The organism is Paucibacter soli (assembly GCF_037482845.1).
GTDB classification, from domain to species: domain Bacteria; phylum Pseudomonadota; class Gammaproteobacteria; order Burkholderiales; family Burkholderiaceae_C; genus Paucibacter_B; species Paucibacter_B soli.
The window spans coordinates 57267-79556 of the sequence record NZ_JBBHJW010000004.1 but is presented as its reverse complement, the minus strand read 5'-3'; the positions used below and the strand labels follow the sequence as shown (position 1 = coordinate 79556).

General features: G+C 68.2%; 21 protein-coding genes. 10 read left to right on the top strand and 11 right to left on the bottom strand.

Annotation, left to right across the window (positions count from 1 at the left end; all coding sequences use genetic code 11):
- Positions 1–276 precede the first annotated feature (276 nt).
- Positions 277–1797, top strand: coding sequence for an aldehyde dehydrogenase (adh, locus tag WG898_RS10215; RefSeq protein ID WP_339602679.1), 1521 nt, complete (start codon positions 277–279; stop codon positions 1795–1797).
- A gap of 18 nt (positions 1798–1815) precedes the next feature.
- Here the strand turns inward: adh and WG898_RS10210 are convergent, their stop codons facing one another.
- The 3 genes from WG898_RS10210 to WG898_RS10200 are packed head-to-tail and all read right to left on the bottom strand — an operon-like array spanning position 1816 to position 4049.
- Positions 1816–2325 carry a hypothetical protein gene (locus WG898_RS10210; protein ID WP_339602678.1) on the bottom strand — a complete coding sequence of 170 codons (510 nt, stop codon included), beginning with the start codon at positions 2323–2325 and terminating at the stop codon, positions 1816–1818.
- 15 nt (positions 2326–2340) lie between these two features.
- A complete protein-coding gene (locus tag WG898_RS10205; protein ID WP_339602677.1) occupies positions 2341–3576 on the bottom strand; it encodes a saccharopine dehydrogenase family protein in 1236 nt (411 codons plus the stop codon).
- The gene (locus tag WG898_RS10200; protein ID WP_339602676.1) at positions 3573–4049 is read right to left on the bottom strand and encodes an RDD family protein; all 477 of its coding nucleotides are present in this window, start codon (positions 4047–4049) and stop codon (positions 3573–3575) included. Before WG898_RS10200 ends, WG898_RS10205 begins: the two co-directional genes overlap by 4 nt.
- A gap of 63 nt (positions 4050–4112) precedes the next feature.
- Between WG898_RS10200 and blaOXA the strand changes: the two genes are divergently transcribed.
- The gene (gene blaOXA, locus WG898_RS10195; RefSeq protein WP_339602675.1) at positions 4113–4931 is read left to right on the top strand and encodes a class D beta-lactamase; all 819 of its coding nucleotides are present in this window, start codon (positions 4113–4115) and stop codon (positions 4929–4931) included.
- On the opposite strand, the gene nudC is transcribed toward blaOXA, so the two are convergent.
- Together nudC and WG898_RS10185 are read right to left on the bottom strand one after the other, a co-directional pair.
- Positions 4903–5733, bottom strand: coding sequence for an NAD(+) diphosphatase (nudC, locus tag WG898_RS10190; protein WP_339602674.1), 831 nt, complete (start codon positions 5731–5733; stop codon positions 4903–4905). The two genes, blaOXA and nudC, sit on opposite strands and share 29 nt — an antisense overlap.
- 2 nt (positions 5734–5735) lie before the next feature.
- Positions 5736–6701, bottom strand: coding sequence for a LysR family transcriptional regulator (locus WG898_RS10185; RefSeq protein ID WP_339602673.1), 966 nt, complete (start codon positions 6699–6701; stop codon positions 5736–5738).
- Between the two features lie 96 nt (positions 6702–6797).
- Between WG898_RS10185 and WG898_RS10180 the strand changes: the two genes are divergently transcribed.
- Positions 6798–7823, top strand: coding sequence for a zinc-binding alcohol dehydrogenase family protein (locus WG898_RS10180; protein WP_339602672.1), 1026 nt, complete (start codon positions 6798–6800; stop codon positions 7821–7823).
- Here the strand turns inward: WG898_RS10180 and WG898_RS10175 are convergent.
- From WG898_RS10175 to WG898_RS10160, 4 genes are all read right to left on the bottom strand, one after another.
- On the bottom strand, positions 7820–8671 hold the full coding sequence (locus WG898_RS10175; protein ID WP_339602671.1) for a DMT family transporter: 852 nt from the start codon (positions 8669–8671) through the stop codon (positions 7820–7822). The genes WG898_RS10180 and WG898_RS10175 overlap by 4 nt on opposite strands.
- Before the next feature lie 7 nt (positions 8672–8678).
- Positions 8679–9467, bottom strand: a complete 789-nt coding sequence (locus WG898_RS10170; RefSeq protein WP_339602670.1) for a DUF2182 domain-containing protein — start codon at positions 9465–9467, stop codon at positions 8679–8681.
- Positions 9460–10062: a DUF1326 domain-containing protein gene (locus WG898_RS10165; RefSeq protein ID WP_339602669.1), complete on the bottom strand. Its 603-nt coding sequence runs from the start codon at positions 10060–10062 to the stop codon at positions 9460–9462. The genes WG898_RS10170 and WG898_RS10165 overlap by 8 nt, the downstream gene beginning before the upstream one ends.
- A 115-nt stretch (positions 10063–10177) precedes the next feature.
- Positions 10178–12172 carry an SDR family oxidoreductase gene (locus WG898_RS10160; protein ID WP_339602668.1) on the bottom strand — a complete coding sequence of 665 codons (1995 nt, stop codon included), beginning with the start codon at positions 12170–12172 and terminating at the stop codon, positions 10178–10180.
- A gap of 216 nt (positions 12173–12388) precedes the next feature.
- On the opposite strand from WG898_RS10160, the gene WG898_RS10155 reads away from it, so the two are divergent.
- Entirely contained in the window at positions 12389–13111 is a 723-nt protein-coding gene (locus WG898_RS10155) for a phasin family protein (RefSeq protein ID WP_339602667.1), read from the top strand.
- 31 nt (positions 13112–13142) lie between these two features.
- On the top strand, positions 13143–14387 hold the full coding sequence (locus WG898_RS10150) for a patatin-like phospholipase family protein (protein ID WP_339602666.1): 1245 nt from the start codon (positions 13143–13145) through the stop codon (positions 14385–14387).
- Positions 14388–14589: 202 nt separating this feature from the next.
- On the opposite strand, the gene WG898_RS10145 is transcribed toward WG898_RS10150, so the two are convergent.
- Together WG898_RS10145 and WG898_RS10140 are read right to left on the bottom strand one after the other, a co-directional pair.
- Positions 14590–16080, bottom strand: coding sequence for a carboxypeptidase M32 (locus WG898_RS10145; protein WP_339602665.1), 1491 nt, complete (start codon positions 16078–16080; stop codon positions 14590–14592).
- 90 nt (positions 16081–16170) lie between these two features.
- Entirely contained in the window at positions 16171–16668 is a 498-nt protein-coding gene (locus WG898_RS10140) for a YqaA family protein (protein ID WP_339602664.1), read from the bottom strand.
- Positions 16669–16838: 170 nt separating this feature from the next.
- On the opposite strand from WG898_RS10140, the gene WG898_RS10135 reads away from it, so the two are divergent.
- From WG898_RS10135 to WG898_RS10115, 5 genes are all read left to right on the top strand, one after another.
- A complete protein-coding gene (locus tag WG898_RS10135) occupies positions 16839–17669 on the top strand; it encodes a substrate-binding periplasmic protein (protein ID WP_339602663.1) in 831 nt (276 codons plus the stop codon).
- 87 nt (positions 17670–17756) lie between these two features.
- Entirely contained in the window at positions 17757–18815 is a 1059-nt protein-coding gene (dusB, locus tag WG898_RS10130) for a tRNA dihydrouridine synthase DusB (RefSeq protein ID WP_339602662.1), read from the top strand.
- Complete coding sequence (locus tag WG898_RS10125; protein ID WP_339602661.1) at positions 18812–19045, top strand: helix-turn-helix domain-containing protein; 234 nt, start codon at positions 18812–18814, stop codon at positions 19043–19045. Before dusB ends, WG898_RS10125 begins: the two co-directional genes overlap by 4 nt.
- 48 nt (positions 19046–19093) lie before the next feature.
- Complete coding sequence (purH, locus tag WG898_RS10120; RefSeq protein WP_339602660.1) at positions 19094–20674, top strand: bifunctional phosphoribosylaminoimidazolecarboxamide formyltransferase/IMP cyclohydrolase; 1581 nt, start codon at positions 19094–19096, stop codon at positions 20672–20674.
- Positions 20675–20876: 202 nt separating this feature from the next.
- On the top strand, positions 20877–22286 hold the full coding sequence (locus WG898_RS10115) for a coniferyl aldehyde dehydrogenase (RefSeq protein ID WP_339602659.1): 1410 nt from the start codon (positions 20877–20879) through the stop codon (positions 22284–22286).
- The last annotated feature ends 4 nt before the right edge of the window (positions 22287–22290 follow it).

The window sequence follows — 22290 nt, the reverse complement described above, 5'->3', positions numbered from 1 at the left end:
TTGGCCTCTGAGGGACCTCGCCCGCGAGCCTAGCGGGACGCGCCGCGCCGGCAAGCGTTTCGGCAGATCCGCGCCGCCGGCTGTGCCGTTTCGTGACGCTTGTTCAGCCCACGCGAACCATGCAGCGCAGTCTGCGCGCCGCAACTGACCCCGGACTTGCGCCAAAGCCCGCTCCGGCCGCTCAAAGCGGGCCTGGCACGGGCCGTGCAATGGCAGCAGCGGGTTCAGCCCATTCGGTTCAGTCAAGCAAGCAATCAATCAATCAGGAGACCAACCATGCTGTACGCAGCCCCGAACACCGCCGGCGCGCCGGTCGAATTCAAGCCCCGCTACGACAACTTCATCGGCGGCAAGTTCGTGCCTCCGCTCAAGGGTCAGTACTTCGAGGTCATCACGCCCATCACCGGCAAGCCCTACACCCAGGCCGCACGCTCGGGCGCCGAGGACATAGCCCTGGCGCTGGACGCGGCGCACGCCGCCGCCGACGCCTGGGGCCGCACCGCGCCGGCCGAGCGCGCCAACATCCTGCTGAAGATCGCCGACCGGCTGGAGCAGCATCTGGAGCAGCTGGCCTATGCCGAAACGGTGGACAACGGCAAGCCGATGCGCGAGACGCTGAATGCCGACATCCCGCTGACCATCGACCATTTCCGTTACTTCGCCGGCTGCCTGCGCGCGCAGGAGGGCGCGCTGAGCGAGATCGACGAGCACACCATCGCCTACCACTTCCACGAGCCGCTGGGCGTGGTGGGCCAGATCATTCCCTGGAACTTTCCCATCCTGATGGCGGCCTGGAAGCTCGCGCCGGCCATAGGCGCGGGCAACTGCGTGGTGCTCAAGCCGGCCGAATCGACGCCCATCAGCATCATGGTGATGGCCGAGCTGATCGCCGATCTGCTGCCGCCGGGCGTGCTCAACATCGTCAACGGCTATGGCCGCGAGGCCGGCATGCCGCTGGCCGAGAGCCGCCGCATCGCCAAGATCGCCTTCACCGGCAGCACCGCCACCGGCCGCGTGATCGCCCAGGCCGCCGCCGGCAACCTGATCCCGGCCACGCTGGAGCTGGGCGGCAAGAGCCCCAACATCTTCTTCGAGGACATCGCCGACGCCGACGACGCTTTCTTCGACAAGGCCATCGAGGGCCTGGTGCTGTTTGCCTTCAACCAGGGCGAGGTCTGCACCTGCCCCTCGCGCGCGCTGATCCAGGAATCGATCTACGACAAATTCATGGCGCGCGCGCTCGCGCGCATCCGGGCCATCAAGCAGGGCAGCCCGCTGGACACCGAGACCATGATGGGCGCCCAGGCCTCGGCCCTGCAGATGGACAAGATCATGTCTTATCTCGAACTCGGCCGGGCCGAGGGTGCCGAATGCCTGATCGGCGGCGGCCGGGCCGAGCTGGGCGGTGAGCTGGCCGGCGGCTATTACATCCAGCCCACGCTGTTCAAGGGCCACAACCAGATGCGCATCTTCCGCGAGGAAATTTTCGGCCCGGTGCTGGCGGTGACCACCTTCAAGACCGAGGCCGAGGCCCTGCAGATCGCCAACGACACGCGCTACGGCCTGGGCGCCGGCGTGTGGAGCCGCGACGGCAGCCGCGCCTACCGCATGGGCCGCGCCATCAAGGCCGGCCGCGTCTGGACCAACTGCTACCACGCCTACCCCGCGCATGCGACTTTCGGCGGCTACAAGGAATCCGGCATCGGCCGCGAGACCCACAAGATGATGCTGGACCATTACCAGCAGACCAAGAACCTGCTGGTGAGCTATTCGCCGAACAAGCTGGGGTTCTTCTAGGCTTCGCCCGGGCGGCACTCAGTGCCGGCGGCGCGCGCGTTGCTGCGCCGCCGGGAACACCACCTCCTGCGCCAGCCATTGCTTGAACTTCAGTGTGTCCGGGTCCTGGGCCTTGGCCAGCAGTTCGAGCAGGGCCTCGGCCTGGATGCGGGCGGGCTGGCCCTTACTTATTTCGCCCAGCTGCACGCCGTCGGGGCGCAGCTGTCGCAGCGTCAGATCGGCGGGCAGGCCTGCCAGCACCTTGCGCACATCGCTGATGCGCAGCCAGCGGAACTGCGCCGCGTCGTCGGCAATGTCGAGCATCTGGCCGCGGTGCACGAAATGGCGGCCGCTCACATCGCGATAGACCAGCTCGGTGGTCTTGTGGCGCGCCATGCCCAGCAGATCCAGGATCGGCCTGGCGAGCGCCACGCCCACCAGCGGCGCACCCAGCACCAGGCCAACCGCGCCCAGCCAGCGCCATTGCAGATAGATCACGGCCGCGCAGGCCAGGAGGCGCAGCGTGATGGTGAGCAGGAGCTGCCTCATTGATCGCTGGGCTCCCTATTCCTCGATGGCAAAGCCTAGATCGGCGCGCTCCTGCAGGCGCCGCACCAGGGCCATGCCCATGGCGGCGCCGGGCGTCCATACACCGCCGGCCGTCATCTCGCGGCTGATGTCTTGCAAGAGGCATAGCGCGGCCTCGCTGATGAGCTTGCAGGTCGAACCATAGCCCGGGTCGCCCTGGCCCTTGACGCGCGCCGCCAGGCGCCGGCCGTCGGCCGTCTGGCCGTAGAACACGATCTCGTAGCGGCCTTTTTCACGCTGCGCCTGGCTGGGGCCTTCGCCCGGCTTGGGCAGCACAAAGCGGCGCAGCAAGGCGCGCGTGGGTGCAAAGCCCAGCAGCCGATCCTGCAGCCAGGCCAAGCGCGCCAGCCCGCGCGCGCGGCGCTCGCCCTGGCGGCCACGGCCGGTGAGCAGGCGCTCGTCATAGCAAAAGTTCTTGCCCCAGGGAAGGCCGCGCAAGGCATTGGTGCGGTGCACATTCTTGGTATTGATGGCGGCCATCACGAAGGGGCCCGACCAGGCCTGGGCGTGCTCGTCAAACGCGGCATGCTCGCCATCGGGCTGGGCCGGGCCGCGAAAGCCCGGCATCACCGCAGTCAGCGCAAACGGATCGGCCATCAGGCGCGCCTGCTCGGGGTCGCGTCCCATCGCCTCATAACTGGCCAACGCGCTGGCAATCGTGCCACCAGACATTCCACTCAAAGCCCCGCCCTTGAGCGCCACCACGCGGCCGGCCACGCGCATGAGCGGCTGGCCGTAGCGGCGCAGCGCCTCGTCCTGCAGGAACAGAACGCCCAGGTCGAAGGGGATGGAGTCGAAGCCGCAGGAAAAGACGATGCGCGCGCCGCTGCGCTCGGCCGGGCCCTGCAGCTGCGGGATCATGGTGGCCATCCAGCCGGGCTCGCCGCACAGGTCCACATAGTCGGTGCCCGCCTCGGCGCAGGCCCGCACCAGGGCCTCGCCATGGCGCTGGTAGGGGCCCACGGTGGTGATGACCACCTTGGCCTGGGCCACCAAAGCCCTGAGGGCCTGCGGGTCCGCCGCATCGGCCACCAGCAGCGGCAGGGTGGCAGGCGCGCCGATCTGGGCGCGCAGCTCGGCCAGCTTGGCGGCGTTGCGCCCGGCCATGGCCCAGGCCAGTTCGCCACCCACGCCGTAGCGCCGGTTCAGGTAGTCCGCCACCAGCCGGCCAGTGAAGCCGCTGGCACCGAAGACGATCAGGTCATAGCTCATGCTTGCTTCCCTTGTTGTTCTTCGAAGCTCACGCGCGGCTTGTTGCGCACCACCACCGTGCCGGCCAGCTTGTCGTGCCAGCCCTGTTTGCGCGCATCCAGGCCGACCCAGATCAAGCCCAGGAACAGCGGCATGGCGGCCAGGTAATAGCCCAGGTAGCGCAGCAGCAGCTGGCCGGTGCCGGGCTTGCCGCCGCTGCGGGCATCGACGATGCGCGCGCCGATCGCCAGCTTGCCGGGCGTGGCCTGGCGCGCCAGCCAGAAGCAGACAACGGCGACAGCCGGCAGCACGAAGGAAAGCAGAAAGTCCGCCGGCCCCTGGACCAGGCTGGCGCCACTCCAATAGGCCTTGCCATAGATGAGCTGCAGGGCCGGATAGATCAGCGCGGCGATGATGGCGGTGTCGATCAGCGAGGCCCAGAGTCGCAGCCAGAAGCCTACGTATTCGAGTTCGGGCGGTGCTTGGTTCTGCATGATGGGTTCGCGCGTCGCTGAGAACCGCATTGTGGCCGCAGGCCCGGGCAGAATCGCTGGTCTATGCAACGTCGCACGCTTCTCGCCCTCTGCAGCCTTTGGGCCGCCCCCGCCCTGGCCGAGCCGGACGCACCCGCCGAATCCTGGCAGGAGCGGCCCGAGCTGCAGGCGCTGTTCGGCCAGCACAACACCGTGGGCACGCTGGTGCTGTTCGACTCCGCCACGCGCCGCTGGCAGGTGGTGAACGCCGCGCGCGCCTTCGAGCGCTTCATCCCGGCTTCCACCTTCAAAATCCCCAATACCCTGATCGCCCTGGACAGCGGCGAGGCCATCGACGAGCGCCACCCCTACCTGTGGGACGGCGTCAAGCGCTGGGCCGAGGCCTGGAACCGCGACCAGACGCTTACCAGCGCCTTCCACGCCTCGGCCGTGTGGGTCTACCAGGACATCGCACGCCATGTGGGCGCAGCGCGCATGCTGCGCTATCTGCAGGCCATGCGCTATGGCAATGCGCGCATCGGCCCGCGGCTCGACAGTTTCTGGCTGGACGGCGATCTGCGCATCTCGGCGGTGGAGCAGGTGGACTTCCTGCGCCGCCTGGGCGAGGGCCGCCTGCCGATCGCGGCACGCACGCTGGAGCTGGGCAAGCGCGTGATGCTGCGCGAACAGGCCAAGGATGGCGCCTGGCGGCTCTACGCCAAGACCGGCTGGGCCAATGATGTGAAACCCGCGGTGGGCTGGTATGTGGGCTGGCTGGAGCGCGCAGATGGCACGGCGTGCAGCTTCGCACTCAACCTCGAGATGCGCCGCGACGCGCTGGCGCCGCAGCGCGAGGCGATTGCCAGGGCCATGCTCAGGGAGTTGGGGATCCTGCCGAACTGAGCCAGCGCACCTGGTCCTCGATCAGATGGCCGGAGATGCTGAAGCGCGGCGGCACGCCGGGCAGGGCATCGATGGGAAACCAGCCCGCATCCTCGATCTCGCCGGGCTGCGGCACGATCTCGCCGCCCGCCCACTCGGCCGTGTAGGCCACCATCAGGCTGTGCGGGAAGGGCCAGCTCTGGCTGCCGTAGTAGCGCAGGTTCTTCACCTGCACACCCACCTCCTCGGCCACCTCGCGGTGCAGGCATTGCTCGAGCGATTCGCCCGGCTCCACAAAGCCGGCCAGGGCGCTGAAGAAACCCGGCTTGAACTGCGGGCCGCGCGCCAGCAGCAGCTCTGGGCTTCGCCCAGCCGGGCGGCGCCACACCAGGGCCATCATGGCCGGGCTCAGGCGCGGATAGGCCACCTGCGCGCAGGCCGGGCAGCGGCGCGCGCGCTCATGCGCCAGGCGCTCGGTGGGTGTGCCGCAGGCGCCGCAGAAACGGTGGGCCCGATCCCATTCCAGCACCTGGGCGGCGCGGCCAGCCAGCGCCATCAGGGGCTCGGGCAGGGCCATCATGGCGGCGCGCAGCGACATGGGCTGACGGTCGGCCGGGGCGACCTCCAGCGCCAAGGTCCAGCAGTCCAGGCCATCGAGCCGGCCCAGGTAGTGGCGCGGCACCGGCAGGTCTCCAGGGTCCACGCGCAGCCCGGCTTCCAGCGGCAGATCGGCGGGTAGCAAGACCTGACCCTCGAAGAACACGAAGTACCAGGCCTGGGCGCTGGCGGGCTCGGCGGCTTGAACGGCGGGAATGAAGTGCATGGCTAGCGGTGCTGAGGACGTGCGGCCACTGTATCGGAAGGCTGCGCCTGCAGCCCCTGCGCCAGATGTTCGACCAAGGCCCTCACCCGCTGCGGCATGAAGCGCTGGCTGGGCATCACCGCGTGCAGGGGCAGGCGGTCGCCGATCCAGTCGGGGAAGAGGTTCACCAGCAGGCCCTGGGCGAGGCTGGCGCGCACGTCCAGCTCGCTCTTGTAGACCACGCCCAGACCCGCCAGCGCCCAGCCATGGGCGATCTCGCCGTCGTCGGTGCTGCGCCGCCCCTGCACCGGCACGGCCAGCGGCGTGGACGCCTCGCTCAGCCGAAAACGCCATTGGCGCTCGTGGCGGTTGCGGATCTTGAAGGTCAGGCATTCGCAAGCGCTGAGTTCGCTGGGATGCGCGGGCCGGCCATGGCGCTTCAGAAAGGCCGGGCTGGCGACGGCCAGCCGGTTCACCTCGGTGAGCTTGCGCGCCACCAGGCCGGAGTCGGCCAGCAGGCCGTAGCGTATCGCCACGTCGACCTCGTCCTTGTAGATGTCCAAGAGCGAATCGCTCACGCTCAGATGCAGCTCCACGCCGGGGTGCTCATGCATGAAGGCATCGAGCAGCGGCAGCAGCTGACGGCGCGTCAGGTCGCTGGAGGCGCTCAGCCGGATGCGGCCGCGCAGGCGCTCCTCGGTGCGCCGGCCCTTGGCCATGCCCTGGCCCTCGCTGACCAGGGCCACCCCCTCGTCCAGCAGCTCCAGCGCGCGCTGGCCGTAGTCGCGCAATTGCTCGCCCGCGGCAGACAGGCGCAACGCACGCGTGCTGCGCTCCACCAGGCGCACGCCCAGGCGCGCCTCCAGCTTCTTGAGCATGGCGCTGGCGGCCGCCGGCGTGATCTGCATGACCCGCGAGGCGGCCGTCAGGCTGCCACCGCGGGCGCATTCCACGAGCAACCTCAGTTCATCGGTATTTTCAATTTTCATTTGAAACTGATTGTCGCTCTAGGCTGTTTTTCAGAAAGCATTGAAGCATCAAGATAGCGGCCATCGCAAACACCTTTTCTTACTCAAGGACCTGCCATGAAAGCTGTCGCCTACTACCAAACCCTGCCCATCAACGCCGCCGAGTCCCTGCTGGACCTGGAGCTGCCCGCCCCCGCGCCAGGCGCGCGCGACCTGCTGGTGGAGGTGCGCGCCATCGCCGTCAACCCGGTGGATGTGAAGGTGCGCGCCAGCCGCCCTGCACCCGACGCGCAGAGTCCGGTGCTGCTGGGCTGGGACGCGGTGGGCATCGTGCGTGCCATCGGCGCCGAGGTGAGCGGCTTTGCCGTCGGCGACCGCGTCTGGTATGCCGGCGAGATCAACCGCCCCGGCAGCTATGCGCAGCTGCAATGCGTGGATCACCGCATCGCCGCGCTCGCGCCCAAGACCCTCAGCGATGCCGAGGCCGCCGCCCTGCCGCTGACCGCCATCACCGCCTGGGAGCTGCTGTTCGAACGCCTGCAGGTGCAACAGGACAAGCCGGCGCGGCCGGTGAGCCTGCTGGTCACCGGTGCGGCCGGCGGCGTGGGCTCCATCCTGGTGCAGCTGGCGCGCCGCCTGGCCCCGCATCTGACGGTGATCGCCACCGCCTCGCGCCCAGAGTCGGCGGCCTGGCTGCGCGAGCTGGGTGCCCACCATGTGATCGATCACAGCCAGGCGCTGGCGCCCCAGATCGCTGCCCTGGGTGCGGCACCGCTGCGCCATGTCGCCAGCCTTACCCACACGCCCGTCCACTTCAACGACATCGTCGCCGCCATCGAGCCGCAGGGGCGCATCGCCATGATCGACGACTTCGCGCCCGACGCGCTGAACGTGATGGCGCTGAAGGGCAAGAGCCTGTCCCTGCACTGGGAAATGATGTTTGTGCGCCCGCTGCACGCCACGCACGACCTCGCCGAGGTGGGCAAGCTGCTCGCCGAGGTGGCGCGCATGGCCGATGCCGGCGAGCTGCGCAGCACCCTCAGTGAGGTGCTGGGCCGCATCGACGCCGCCACGCTGAAGCGCGCGCATGCGCTGCTGGAGGGGCAGCACACGCGCGGCAAGCTGGTGTTGCAGGGCTTCTAGGCCAGCCGTGCACGACTCAGCAGCACCAGGGCCACGCCGCCCAGGATGGCCAGCGAGGCCAGGGCCAGGCGCAGCGTGGGCAGCTCGGCCAGCAGCAGCGCGCCGCCCAGCGCCGCCAATGGCGGCACCAGCAACTGCACGCTGGCGGCGCGCAGCGCGCCCAGCCCCGGCAGGGCCGCGTACCAGAGCACATAGCCCAGGCCCGAGCTGAGCGCCCCCGAGGCCATGCCCAGCAGCAGGCCCTGTGCCTGCAGCTGCAGCTGGCCCTGCAGCAGCAGGCTCATCAAGAGCGCCAGTGGTGTGGCGTACAGGAAGTTGCGCGCGGTGCTGGCCAGCGGGTTGCCGCTGGCGCGCCGCCCACGCAGGGAATAGACGCCCCAGGCAGCCCCGGCCACCCCCATCAGCAGCGCGCCCAGCGGCGCCGGCGCGGCCACCCCCGGCGCCACCAGATAGAGCAGGCCTGCCAGGGCCAGGCCCAGGCCTATCCAGGCCTGCGGCGCGAAGCGTTCGCCGGCCCGCAGGCCGGCACCGAACATGGTCAGCTGCACCGCGCCGAACAGGATCAACGCGCCCGTGCCGGCACTGAGCGTCAGATAGGCGAACGAAAAACCGGCCACATAGAGCCACAGCATCAGCACCGCCAGCCAGTCGGTGGCCTGCGCCCCGGCATCGGTGCTGCGCCAGCGCATCAGCAGGGACAGCATGGCCGCGCCCGAGGCCAGGCGCACGCTGGCGAAGCTGGCCGGGTCGATGCTGGCCTGCTGCAGCGCGGCCCGGCACAGCAGCGAGTTGGCGGCAAAGGCCAGCATGGCCAGGGCGGTGAGTACAAAGGTGCGGCGCTCGATCATGACGGCATCACAGATGCGCCAGCAGCATCCACAGCGCCCCGCCCAGCAGCGCCAGGCCCAACGGCGCGCTGATGCGGCGCCCCCAGGGCAGGTTCTTCTCGATCGCCATCAGCAGGGCCAGCAGCAGCATCCAGCCCAGATTGCCCATGCCCACCACGAACATCAGCAGCATCAGGGCCCAGCAGCAACCGACGCAGAACAGCCCATGGTGGGCGCCCAGCACAAAGGCCTGGCGCGCAGGGTGGCGGCCGCGCCAATGCTCGATCACGAAGCTCAGCGGCGTGCGACATTTGTCCAGGCAGCGCTGCTTGAGCGCGCTGAACTGGAAGGCGCCAGCCAGGGCAAAGCCCAGCGCGCCAATGGCCCAGGCATTCCAGGCCAGCCAGGGCAGGCGATCCACCCCGGCCAGCAGCAGCTCCTGCAGGCCATGTGCAGCGAGGCCGAACAGGCCCCAGACGGCCAGATAGCCCAGGCCCAGCAGCGCCAGCAGGCGCGGCTGGTCGCTGCGCCCGCTGCTGACGCGCGCGAAGGCATTGAACAGCGGCAAGGTGGTGGGCAACATCATCGCCGTGATCATCAGCACCCAGGCCAGGCCATGCAACAACCAGGTGGCGCCGGGCACGGCGCGGCAGAGCTGCGCCAGCGGCCCCGCGCCGCTCCACTCGCCATGCTCGAGATAACGGCCATAAGGGCTGGCCACCCAGGCCCACAGCGCCGCCCAGGCCAGCGCGGCCAGGGCAAGCAGCAGGGGCAAGAGGACGCGCCGGTGCTGCGCGGCCCGAGCGTCATCAGGCATCGAACACGAAGGTGCTCTGCAGGGCGTTGTGGTTCTTCAGGTTCAGGTCTATGCCCAGAGCCGCGTTCTTGGAACGGTAGCTGGGCGCCTTTCCCACGAACACCGGTGCGCCCGGCACGGTGGAGAACACCGTCTCGGCCAAGGTGGTCTTGGCGCCGCTGGCGCCCACATAGGGCTCGAGCTCGGCGTAGTAGTCGCTGCCGATCTCCAGCTTGCCGCTGCCGCCCTGCACGGTGAACTTGATGTCGGCGCGCTCCACCGACACCACCTTGCCGATCAGCTTGGCAAGGTCGGCCACCGGCCCGCCGGCCTGGCCGGTGTAGACCTTCAGCAGGGCGTCTTCCTGGGCCTTGCTCGCGTTCTGATCGACGAAGATGGCCGCCGTCCAGTTGCCCTGCAGGATGTTGCCGGGCACATGGGCCACGGCGGCGATGGTGAGGCCGCTGACATCCACGCCCTCGATCAGCCCCTTGTCGACACGCCAGGCAACGATGGTGTCGCAGGTACCGAAATCGGGGTCCTCGCCGATCCAGCAAGGGCACAGCACCTTGCAGTTGCAGACCTCCAGCAAACGCCCTTCGAGGTGGTAAGCCATGGTGAACCCCCTTGCGTTCCAGTCGGTTCGCCATGCCGCGCCCGCGACATGGGGAGCCGATGCTACGCCCAGGCCGGCGCAGCAACCAGTGCCGCGCCCCTGCACTCTAGGGGTCTTAGAAGTGAATGCCCCGCATCATCTGCTGCATCGCGATGGCCTCGGGCGAGAGCTTGGGCTTGGCATCCTTCTCGCCCTTGGCGGCGTCGCTGTCGGGGAACATGCGGAAGCTGGTGTTCATGACGATCTGGGCCACGCGCGGCATCAGCGCATGCATCAGCTCGCCGGTGATGCCCAGCCGCGTGGCGATGCGCACCGGCTTGCCGATGCAGGCCTGGGCGATCATGTCGGCCGCCTCCTCGGGCGCCAGCGTCGGCACATTGTTGTAGATCTTGGTGGGCGCGATCATGGGCGTGCGCACCAGCGGCATATTGATGGTGGTGAAGGTGATGCCCAGATCGGCGTATTCGCTGGAGGCACAGCGCGTCCAGGCGTCCAGCGCCGCCTTCGAGGCCACATAGGCCGAGAAGCGCGGCGCATTGGTGAGCACGCCGATCGAGCTGATGTTCACCACATGGCCGCGCTTCTTGGCCACCATGCCCGGCAGCAGGCCCATGGTGACGCGCAGGCAACCAAAATAGTTCAGCTGCATGGTGCGCTCGAAGTCGTGGAAACGGTCGTAGCTGCTCTCGATGGCGCGGCGGATCGAGCGGCCGGCGTTGTTGATCAGGAAGTCGACGCTGCCGAAGTTCTCGTTGATCCAGGCCACCATGGCGGCGCAGCTTTCCTCGTTGGCGATGTCGGCCGAATAACTGTGCACCTGGGCGTCCTTGCCGGCGGCGGCCTTGATCTCCTTGACCGCCTCGGCCAGCTTGACCTCGTCGCGCGCGCAGATCAGGGTGATGGCGCCGGCCTCGGCGAACTTGATCGCCGCCGCCAGGCCTATGCCCGAGGAGCCGCCCGTCACCAGCACCACCTTGCCGGCCACCGTGCCCTTGAGGCTGCGGTCGATCAACAGGTCCGGGTCGAGGTGGCGCTCCCAGTAGTCCCACAGCCGCCAGGCGTAGTCCTTCAGGTTCGGGCAGGCCACGCCCGAGCCCTTGAGTGCCGCCTCGGTCTCGCGGCAGTCGAAACGGGTCGGGTAGTTGATGAAGGTGAGCATGTCATCGGGCAGGCCCAGGTCCTTCATCACCGCATGGCGGATGCGCCGCACCGGCGCCAGCGCCATCAGGCCCTTCTTGACGCTTTTTGGAATGAAGCCCAGCAGCGCGGCGTTGACGAACAGATTCATCTTCGGCGCATGCGCGGCCTTGGAGAAGATGTCCAGCACGTCGCCAACGCGGTAGCCCACCGGATCCACCAGATGGAAGCAGCCGCCACTCTTCTTCTGCTGGTGGCTGATGTGGTCCAGCGCATCGACCACGAAGTCCACCGGCACGATGTTGACGCGCCCGCCCTCAAGGCCGATCGAGGGCATCCAGGGCGGCAGGATCTGGCGCAGGCGCTGGATCGGTTTGAAGAAGTAGTAGGGCCCGTCGATCTTGTCCATCTGGCCGGTGCTGGAGTCGCCCACCACCATCGCGGGGCGGTACACCGTCCAGGGCTTCTTGCACTCCTTGCGCACGATTTTCTCGCTCTCGTGCTTGGTGCTGAAGTAGGGGTGATCGAGGTTCTCGGCCTCGTCGAACATGTCCTCGCGGAACACGCCCTCGTACAGGCCGGCGGCGGCGATCGAGCTCACATGGTGCACATGGCCGGCGTCGATGGCCTGCGCGAACTCGACCATGCTGCGCGTGCCGTCGATATTGGCGCGGATCTGGCTTTCCTCATCGGCCTTGAGGTCGTAGACCGCGGCGAGGTGGTAGACATGGTCGATGCTGCCCTTCAGCGCCTTGATCTGCTCGGCGCTCACGCCCAGCTTCTTGGCGGTGAGATCGCCATAGACCGGAATCGCGCGGGTCTTGGCCACGCCCCAGTACTCCAACAGTTCGGGCAGCTTGCCGGCGCTCTCCTGGCGCAGCAGGAAATACACCGTGCTGCCGCGGCGTGTGAGCAATTTCTTGACCAAACGCTTGCCGATGAAGCCGGTGGCCCCCGTGACGAAGTACTGCATGCTGTCTCCTGAAGTTGGACGATTCTTAGCCTGGATGATCGCTCGGATTCTTGTCGATTCCTTGCGCGCCCCTGCTGCGCGCTTTCCCCAGGCCCGCCCTGGATAGAGGTCACGCACTAGCTTTGCGCACCCAATCCGCGGGCGCCGGCCCTATAGTGAAGCCTGCACACCGCGCATCAGGCGCCCGGTGGCGCCACCCCATCAAAGGACTCACTCATGGTCAAGAAGCTGCAAAAACTCGCCGCCAAGAAGAAGCCTGCCGTCGGCAATGGCTTCGCCGATGCCCTGGGCGGTGCCCTGCCCGCTGGCCTGCTGGACAACCACCTCGCGCAGGCGGTGAAGGATTCGGCGCAACAGATCTGGGCCGCGGGCCTGGGCGCGTTCTCCAAGGCGCAGGGTGAAGGCGGCAAGGTGTTCGAAGCGCTCGTCAAGGAGGGCCTGAACTTGCAGAAGAAAACTCAATCCGCCGCCGAGACCAAGCTCAGCGCCGTGGCCAGCAAGGTCACCGGCATGGCCGGCGATGTCGGCGCCAAGGCCGGCCAGCACTGGGACAAGCTCGAGTCCATCTTCGAGGAGCGCGTGGCGCGCGCGCTGAATCGCCTGGGCGTGCCCAGCGCCAAGGACATCGACTCGCTGATCGCCCGCATCGACGCGCTCAGCGTGGCGGTCGGCGTGGCACCGGCCAAGGCCCCTGCCAAGAAGAAGACCGAGCAGGCCGTGGCCGCCAAGCCCGCGGCCAAGAAGGTGGCGACGAAGGCCGCGCCCGCCAAGGCAGAGCCCAAGGCCCCTGCCAAGAAGACAGCCGTGAAGGCCGCTGCCAAGAAGGTGGCTCCAAAGGCGGCTCCCAAGGTGGCTCCCAAGGCGCCCGCCAAGAAGGCTGTCGCCAAGAAAGCCGCCCCTGCCGCGCCCGCCGCCGAAACCGCCAGCCCGCAAGCCTGAAGTCAGAACCTTCCAGCTCCCGTAGTACCGCATGCCCAGCCGCCGCTCTGCCCGCCCGCCTAACGCTTCCAAGGCACGCATCGGTCTGGCATTGGCGGGTGGCGGGCCGCTGGGGGCGATCTACGAGATCGGCGCGCTCTGCGCCATCGAGGAGGCGGTCGAGGGCCTGGACTTCACCGCCTGCGACAGCTACATCGGCGTCAGCGCCGGCGGCTTCATCGCGGCCGGGCTGATCAATGGCCTGACGCCGCAGCAGCTCTGCGCAGCCTTCATCGAAAACAGCCTGGAACCGCCCGACAGCTTCGACCCCACGGTGCTGCTGCACCCGGCCTGGGACGAATACCTGATGCGCCTGCGCAAGCTGCCGCGTCTGGTGGGCGGCGCGATCTGGCAGACCGCCGTGCAGGGGCGCTCGCTGCTGGGCGCCTGCGAGCGCCTGGCACGCGCCCTGCCCACCGGCCTGCTCTCCGGCGACGCGCTGGCCGCGCAGTTGCACCAGCAATTCAGCCTGCCCGGCCGCAGCGACGATTTCCGCACGCTCAAGCGCCGCCTGGTGCTGGTGGCCACCGACCTGGACAGCGGCGATTCGGTGCCCTTCGGCATGCCGGGTTTCGACCATGTGCCGATCTCGCGCGCGGTGCAGGCCAGCGCCGCCCTGCCGGGGCTGTTTCCGCCGGTCGAGATCGACGGGCGCCACTATGTGGACGGTGCGCTCAAGAAGACCATCCATGCCTCGGTCCTGCTGGAGCAGGGCCTGGATCTGCTGATCTGCCTGAATCCGCTGGTGCCCTACGAATCCGACCCGCAGGGGCCGGGCTCAGGTTTTGCCAAGAGGGCCCGGATTCCGCGCCTGGTGGACGGTGGCCTGCCGGTGGTGCTGAGCCAGACCCTGCGCTCGCTGATCCACTCGCGCCTGGAACTGGGCATGAAGGGCTATGCGCGCAGCCACCCCGACACCGACATCCTGCTGTTCGAGCCCGACCATCGCGATGCCGAGCTGTTCCTGGCCAATACCTTCAGCTACGCGCAACGCCGCCATCTGGCCGAGCATGCCTACCAGACCACACGCGCCAAGCTGCTGGAGCGCGCGCCCGAGCTGAGCGAAACCCTGGCCGGCCATGGCCTGCGCCTGCGCACCGCCATGCTGCTGGACAACGAACGCCGCCTGCTGCCGGCCGAGCTGCCCGGCGCCGGCCGCACCGCACGCGCCCTGGTGCGGCTGGATCGTGCACTCAGCAGCCTGGAGGCACGCTACCTGCCCCAGTCGCCAGCGTGACGCAGATCACGAATGCGCACCGAAGCCCCAGCAACTGAGGGGCTGGCACGCGCCCTGCGCGCGACCAGAATTCAGACCAAGGCAGCCGAAGCAACAAGGCCGTCGTTGAGGAAGAAGAGAAGGCACTCGAGGAGTAGAGACCAAGAGCGCTGCACAAGGCACCAGGGCGAGAGCCCTCGGTGCCTTGTTTGCTTTCAGGGCGTCAGAGATAGCGGCTCTGCAGATGGGCCTTGAAATGCGCCGGGTTGAGCATCGCCTCGCCGCTGGCGCGCTGCACCAGCTCGGGCGTCTCCCAGCGGCTGCCCTGGCTCCAGATCTTGGCTTGCAGCCAGTCGAACACGGCGCTCAGCTCGCCGCGCGCAATGCGCGCGTCCAGGTCCGGCATCTCGCGGCGCATGGCCGCGAACCATTGCGCCGCATACATGGCGCCCAGGGTGTAGCAGGGGAAGTAGCCGTAGAGGCCGCAGCCCCAATGCACGTCCTGCATGCAGCCGTCCTTGTAGTTGCCGCGCGTGTCTATGCCCAGCAGCTCACTCATCTTGGCGTCCCACAGCGCCGGGATGTCGTCCACCTCGATCTGGCCCTCGATGAGCGGGCGTTCGATCTCGTAGCGCAGGATCACATGCGCCGGGTAGGTCACCTCGTCGGCGTCGACGCGGATATAGCCCGGGTGCACACGCGTCAGCAGGCGGTGCAGATTGCCTTCCTCGAAGGCCGGCTGGTCGCCCAGATGCTTGACCAGCAGAGGGCGCAGCAGGCTGGCAAAGGCCGGGTGGCTGCCCAGCTGCATCTCGAAGGACAGGCTCTGGCTCTCGTGCAAGCCCATCGAGCGCGCATTCGCGATCGGCTGGCCCAGCCAGTCGCGGCGCAGGTTCTGCTCGTAGCGGCCATGGCCGGTCTCGTGGATGGTGCCCATCAGGCTCTGCATGAAGCTGTCTTCACGGTAGCGCGTGGTCATGCGCACGTCCTCGGGCACGCCGCCGCAGAAGGGATGGGCGCTCTCATCCAGGCGGCCGGCCTCGAAATCGAAACCCATCAGCTGCATCGCGTCGTGGCCCAGCGCGCGCTGCGCGGCCTTGGAGAAGGGCCCCACCGGCTGCAGCGTCACTTCCTGGGCCTGCTTGACCTGCACCTCCCTGATCAGGCCGGGCAGCCAGCCGCGCAGATCGCCGAACACGCGATCCACCTCGGCGGCGCGCATGCCGGGCTCGTACTGGTCCATCAGCGCGTCGTACAGACCCAGGCCGCTGCTGTCGGCCAGGCACTTGGCCTCCTCGCGCTGCAGGCGCACCACCTCGCGCAGGTTTTCCACATAGCCGGCCCAGTCGTTGGCGGGGCGCTGGCTGCGCCAGGCATGTTCGCAGCGCGAGTTGGCCAGCGACTTGGCCTCCACCAGGGCCTGCGGCAAGGCGTTGGAGGCGCGCCAGGCGCGCTTCATTTCGCGCAGATTGGCACGCTGCACCTCGTCCAGGGGCTCGCCCTCGGCACGCGCCAGCAATTCCTTGAGGGCATCGTCGGTGGCCAGCTGGTGCAGCAGGCCGCCCATCTCGGCCAACGCCAGCGAGCGTGCCTCGTTGCCCTTGGCGGGCATATTGGCGGACTGGTCCCAGGAGGCGATGGACTGCAGATGGGCGAGGCGGTGCTGGCGCTGGTGGCGGCGGCACAGGTCGTCGTAAGCGGTGGTGGTGCTCATGATGGTGAGGGCATTGAAGGTGGCGGCATTGTGTCGCCTGGCGCCAGCGCAGACAAAGGCCACCCATGCGGGGGATGTCGCAGCCCGGGCTCAGGCGTGGATCTGCCCCGGGAAAAACCACAGCAGGCCCACCGTCATCACCACATAGCGCAGCAACTTGCCCAGCGCCATATAGCCCAGGCTGGGCCAGAAGGGCATGCGCAGCCAGCCCGCCACCGCGCACAGCGGGTCCCCCACCAGCGGCAGCCAGCTCAGCAGGCAGGCCTTGGGCCCGAAGCGTTCCAGCCAGCGCAGCGCGCGCGCATGCGGTGGCGCGTGGTGGGCGCGGTGCTCGTAGGCGCGCTCGGCGCCATAGCCCATCGCCCAGGTGAGCGCACCACCCAGGGTGTTGCCCAGCGTCGCCACCGCAATGGCCGGCCACAACAGGCTGGGGTTGAGCTTGACCAGGCCGAACACCGCCGGCTCCGAGCCCAGCGGCAGCAGGGTCGCGGAGATGAAGGACACGATGAAGATCGCTGCCAGCCCCAGGCGCGGCAGCGCCAGCGCTGTCAACATCGCGAAAACCAGCTGTTCCAACCAAGCTTCCATCCCTAAGATTATGGGTGGCAGCCAGGCCTGTAAGACCTTGCACTTGTGTCGCGCCTCGCAAGCGGACAGAGTCGAGGACCTAGGGCGAGGGGAGTCAAACCGAACGCGCCCAGGGCGCCGCGATATGCGGCGCAACAAACAACAAGAGCGACGTGGACTGTGAGGTCGGTATGTTGGGGTTCAAAGTGTCGGGTGCGCACTGGCTGTCGAGGCTGGCCCTGGCCGCGGCTGCCGCGCTGGCGCAGGCGCCGGTGGCGGCGCAAGCGATCGAAAACTGCAAGGTCTTGCAGGCCTCGGGCAATCCGCAGTACCCGCCCTATCTGTGGCGCGATCCGGAGGACGAGGGTCGCCTGATCGGCGCCAATACCGAGCTGATGCAGTGGCTGGCCAAGGAGATCGCCATCCCCATCGAGGTGCGCTACGTCGGCCCCTGGGGGCGCGTGCAGGAGGAGACGCGCGCCGGGCGGCTGGACCTGATCGCCGGCGCCTTCTTCACCCAGCCGCGCACCGAGTACATGGACTATTTCCACCCGGCCTTCCGCGAGACCCGCTCGGTGATCTGGACTCGCAAGGGCGCCAAGATCAACTACCGCCGCTGGGGCGATCTGGTCGGCAAGCAGGGCGTGACGGTGATCAACAACAGCTTTGGCGAGGAGTTCGACCGCTACGCCCGCGAGACGCTCAAGATCACCCAGGTGGCCAGCCTGGAGCAGGCGATCCAGATCCTGCAGCGTGGCCGCGCCGACTATCTGGTCTACGAAGACAGCCCCGGCGAGGCCTTTCTGGCCAAGATGGGCATCGCCGACATCCAGCAACTGAGCCCCCCGGTGGCCAACGAGAACCTCTATCTGACGCTCTCGCACAAGTCGGCCTGCAACACGCCCGAGCTGCGCGGCCGGCTGGCGCGCGCGCTCTACAAGCTCGCGCGCGACCCCAAGCTGATGAACGGACTGATCGACAAGAGCATCCAACTCTGGCGCAAGCAGAACCAGGCGCCCTAGGATCTGTTCAGGCCCTAGGACGCGGGGAGGTATACTCCTGCCTCATTTTTGAGCAATCTCGCCGATTGCTCGTGCAGGCCCTCCCCCATGTCCGCCCCCCTTCGCATCGGCCCCCATGTGTTGCCGAACCGGCTCTTCGTCGCCCCCATGGCGGGCGTGACCGACAGGCCGTTTCGCCAGCTGTGCCGCCGCATGGGCGCGGGCTATGCGGTGAGCGAGATGGTGACCTCGCGCAAGGACTTGTGGGCGAGCCTGAAGACCTCGCGCCGCGCCAACCATGAGGGCGAGGCGGCGCCGATCGCGGTGCAGATCGCCGGCACCGACGCGGCCATGATGGCCGAGGCCGCGGCCTACAACATTGCCCGCGGTGCCCAGATCATCGACATCAATATGGGCTGCCCGGCCAAGAAGGTGTGCAACAAATGGGCCGGCTCGGCCCTGATGCAGAACGAGCCGCTGGCGCTTGAAATCATCGAGGCGGTGGTGCGCGCCGCCCAGCCGCATGGCGTACCGGTGACCTTGAAGATGCGCACCGGCTGGTGCGAGGCCGAGAAGAACGCGCTGCTGCTGGCGCGTGCCGCCGAGTCCGCCGGCGTGGCCATGGTGACGGTGCATGGCCGCACCCGCGAGCAGGGCTACAAGGGCCTGGCCGAGTACGACACGGTGGCCGCGGTGAAGGCCGCGCTGACGATCCCGGTGGTGGCCAACGGCGACATCGATTCGCCCGCCAAGGCCGCCCAGGTGCTGGCCCATACCGGTGCCGACGCCATCATGGTGGGTCGCGCGGCCCAGGGCCGGCCCTGGATCTTTGCCGAAATCGCCCATTACCTGGCCACCGGCGCGGAGCTGGCCGCGCCGCGCGTGCGGGACGCCCGGTCCTGGCTGATCGAGCACCTGCACGACCATTACAGCCTCTATGGCGAGCTGACCGGCATGCGCACCGCGCGCAAGCACATCGGCTGGGCGCTGCGCGGCCTGCCCGGCGGCGAGGCCTTTCGCCAGCACATGAACACGCTGCAGAGTTGCGAGGCGCAGATCGCCGCCTTGAGCGACTGGTTCGGCGCCCTCGCCGAGCGGCATGAACGCTTGCCCTATCTGCCCCTTGGCAATGCGGCCAACGACGAAACCTCAGAAGAACAAGCATGACGCCCAAACCGATCGACGCCTGCGTACGCGAGAACCTGGAAGCCTATTTCCGCGACCTCGATGGCGAGGCCCCGCATTCCATGCACGAGATGCTGATCAAGCTGGTGGAGAAGCCCTTGCTGGAGGTGGTGATGCAGCACGCCGATGGCAACCAGAGCAAGGCCGCCGAATGGCTGGGCATCAACCGCAACACCTTGCGCCGCAAGCTCAGCGACCACCAGATGCTGTAGCTAGGCCCGACGCACCGAACCAAATCATTAGCTAGCGAGTCCATCACCATGACGCAACTCACCGCCCTGATCTCCGTCTCCGACAAGACCGGCATCCTCGAATTCGCCCAGGCCCTGCACGCCCTGAATGTGCGCCTGCTCTCCACCGGCGGCACCGCCAAGTTGTTGCTTGAGGCCGGTCTGCCGGTCACCGAGGTGGCCGAGCACACCAGCTTCCCCGAGATGCTGGACGGCCGCGTCAAGACCCTGCACCCCAAGATCCATGGCGGCCTGCTGGCGCGCCGCGATCTGCCCGAGCACATGGCCGCCGCGGCCCTGCACGGCATCGCCATGATCGACATCCTGGCGGTCAACCTCTATCCCTTCGAGGCCACCGTGGCCAAGCCCGGCTGTACGCTGGAGGACGCGATCGAGAACATCGACATCGGCGGCCCGGCGATGGTGCGCAGCGCCGCCAAGAACTGGAAGGACGTGACCGTGCTGACCGACGCCAGCCAGTACGCCGGCGTGCTCGAGGAGCTGAAGGCCGCGGGCAAGACAAGCGACAAGACCCGTTTCGCCTGCAGCGTGGCCGCCTTCAACCGCATCGCCCAGTACGACGCCGCCATCAGCAACTACCTGAGCGCGCGCCAGGACGACGGCTCGCTGGCCGAGTACCCCGGCCAGATGAACAGCTGCTTCGTGAAGGTGCAGGACCTGCGCTACGGCGAGAACTCGCACCAGAGCGCCGCGCTCTACCGCGACCTCTTCCCCGCCCCCGGCTCGCTGGTGACGGCCAAGCAGCTGCAGGGCAAGGAGCTGAGCTACAACAACATCGCCGACGCCGACGCGGCCTGGGAATGTGTGAAGGCCTTCGAGGCCCCCGCCTGCGTCATCATCAAGCATGCCAACCCCTGCGGCGTGGCGGTGGGCGCGGATGCGGCCGAGGCCTATAGCAAGGCCTTCAAGACCGACCCCACCAGCGCCTTCGGCGGCATCATCGCCTTCAACCGCCCGGTGGACGGCGCGGCCGCGCAGCTGGTGTCCAAGCAGTTCGTCGAGGTGCTGATGGCCCCCGCCTTCAGCGCGGAAGCCCGTGCCATCTTCGGCGGCAAGGTGAATGTGCGCCTGCTCGAGATCGCCCTGCCCCCGGGTGGCGAGACCCCCTGGATGCAGGGCCGCAACGCGATGGACAGCAAGCGCGTGGGCTCGGGCATCCTGCTGCAGAGCGCCGACAACCACTTCCTCAAGGCCAGCGACCTGAAGGTGGTGAGCACCAAGCAGCCGAGCGCGCAGGAACTGCAGGACCTGCTGTTCGCCTGGACCGTGGCCCAGTACGTGAAGAGCAATGCGATCGTGTTCTGCGCCGCTGGCATGACGCTGGGCGTGGGCGCGGGCCAGATGAGCCGCATCGACTCGGCCCGCATCGCCAGCATCAAGGCCGAGAACGCCGGCCTCACGCTAAAGGGCTCGGCCGTCGCCAGCGACGCCTTCTTCCCCTTCCGTGACGGCCTGGACGTGGTGGTCGACGCGGGCGCCACCAGCGTGATCCAGCCGGGTGGCTCGATGCGCGACGACGAGGTCATCGCCGCAGCCAACGAGCGCGGCATCGCCATGGTCTTCACCGGCGTGCGGCATTTCAGGCATTAATGCCCCACCCCCTACGCGCTTCGCGCGCCCCCTCAAGGGGGCGAGCCCGCAGGACCGGCAGAGCCGGATCCTCGGGCTCCGCTGGGGAATACAGGCGCCTCTGTCACCCGCGCGACTAGACGCCCCCCTCTATCTCAGGGACTACACGCTGGTTGCATCCCTCTTCTGCGGTTAGCCTCGGGCGAACCCAAGGAGAGACGAGATGGACCAGTCCCTGCAAGAACGCCTGCACCTGGCGCTGGAGCAGCAGCGCGCGGCGTACCAGGCCGAGATGATGCCCAGCCTGGCGGTGCGCCGCGATCGCCTGCAGCGCGTGCAGGCCATGACGGCCAAGTACGCCGAGGAACTGGCGGCGGCGATCTCGCAGGACTTCGGCCACCGGGCGCGCCAGGAGACCTTGCTGGCCGATGTGTTCACGGTGGAGTCCGGCGTCAAGCACGCGCTGCGTCACCTGCGCGGCTGGATGAAGGCCAGGCGCGTGCCCACCGCCCTGCAATACCTGCCCTCAAGCAACCGCCTGCTGCCCCAGCCCCTGGGCGTGGTGGGCGTGGTCTCGCCCTGGAACTACCCCTATTACCTGGCCATGGCGCCGGCCCTGGCGGCGCTGGCAGCCGGCAACCGCGTGATGATCAAGCCCTCGGAGCTGACGCCCGCCACCTCGGCACTGATGGCCCGAATGGTGGCCGAGTTCTTTGCGCCCGAGGAGATGCAGGTCATCACCGGTGATGCCGAGGTCGGCCGCGCCTTCACCAATCTGCCCTTCGACCACCTGTTCTTCACCGGCTCCACCGCCGTGGGCCGGCTGGTGGCGCAGGCCGCCGCGCAACACCTGACCCCGGTGACGCTGGAGCTGGGCGGCAAGTCGCCCGCCCTGTTCGACCGCAGCTGCGACTTGAAACTCAGCGCCCGGCGCCTGGCCTTCGGCAAGCTGCTGAACGCCGGCCAGACCTGCGTGGCGCCCGACTACGCCCTGGTGCCGCGCGAGCTGGTGCAGCCCCTGGTGGCCGAGCTCAAGGCCGCGGTGCGCGGCATGTACCCGACGCTGGACGCCAACCCCGACTACACCAGCATCGCCGCCAGCCGCCACCATGCGCGCCTGCAGGGCCTGCTGCGCGACGCGCAGGAGCGCGGTGCGCAGCTGATCGCCACCCACGAGGAGGCGGTGAGCGGGCGCAAGCTGGTGCCGCACATCCTGCTCAACGTCAGCGACGAGATGGCGGTAATGCGCGAGGAGATCTTCGGCCCGCTGCTGCCCATCGTGCCCTACGACTCGGTGGACGAGGCGCTGGCCTATATCAGGCGCCACGATCGCCCACTGGCGCTCTACTGGTTCGGGCGCGACGGCGCCGCCCAGCAACGCGTGCTGGAGCAGACCCATGCCGGCGGCGTCACCATCAACGACTGCATCTGGCATCTGGGCCAGGAAGACCAGCCCTTCGGCGGCGTCGGCGCCAGCGGCATCGGCGCCTACCACGGCGAATGGGGTTTCCGCACCTTCAGCAAGGAAAAGCCCGTCTTCATCCAGTCGGCCTTCGCCGGCACCAAGCTGTTCTATCCTCCCTACGGCAAGACCTTCGAGCGCCTGCTGGGCCTGTTGAAAAAGATTGTCTGATTGA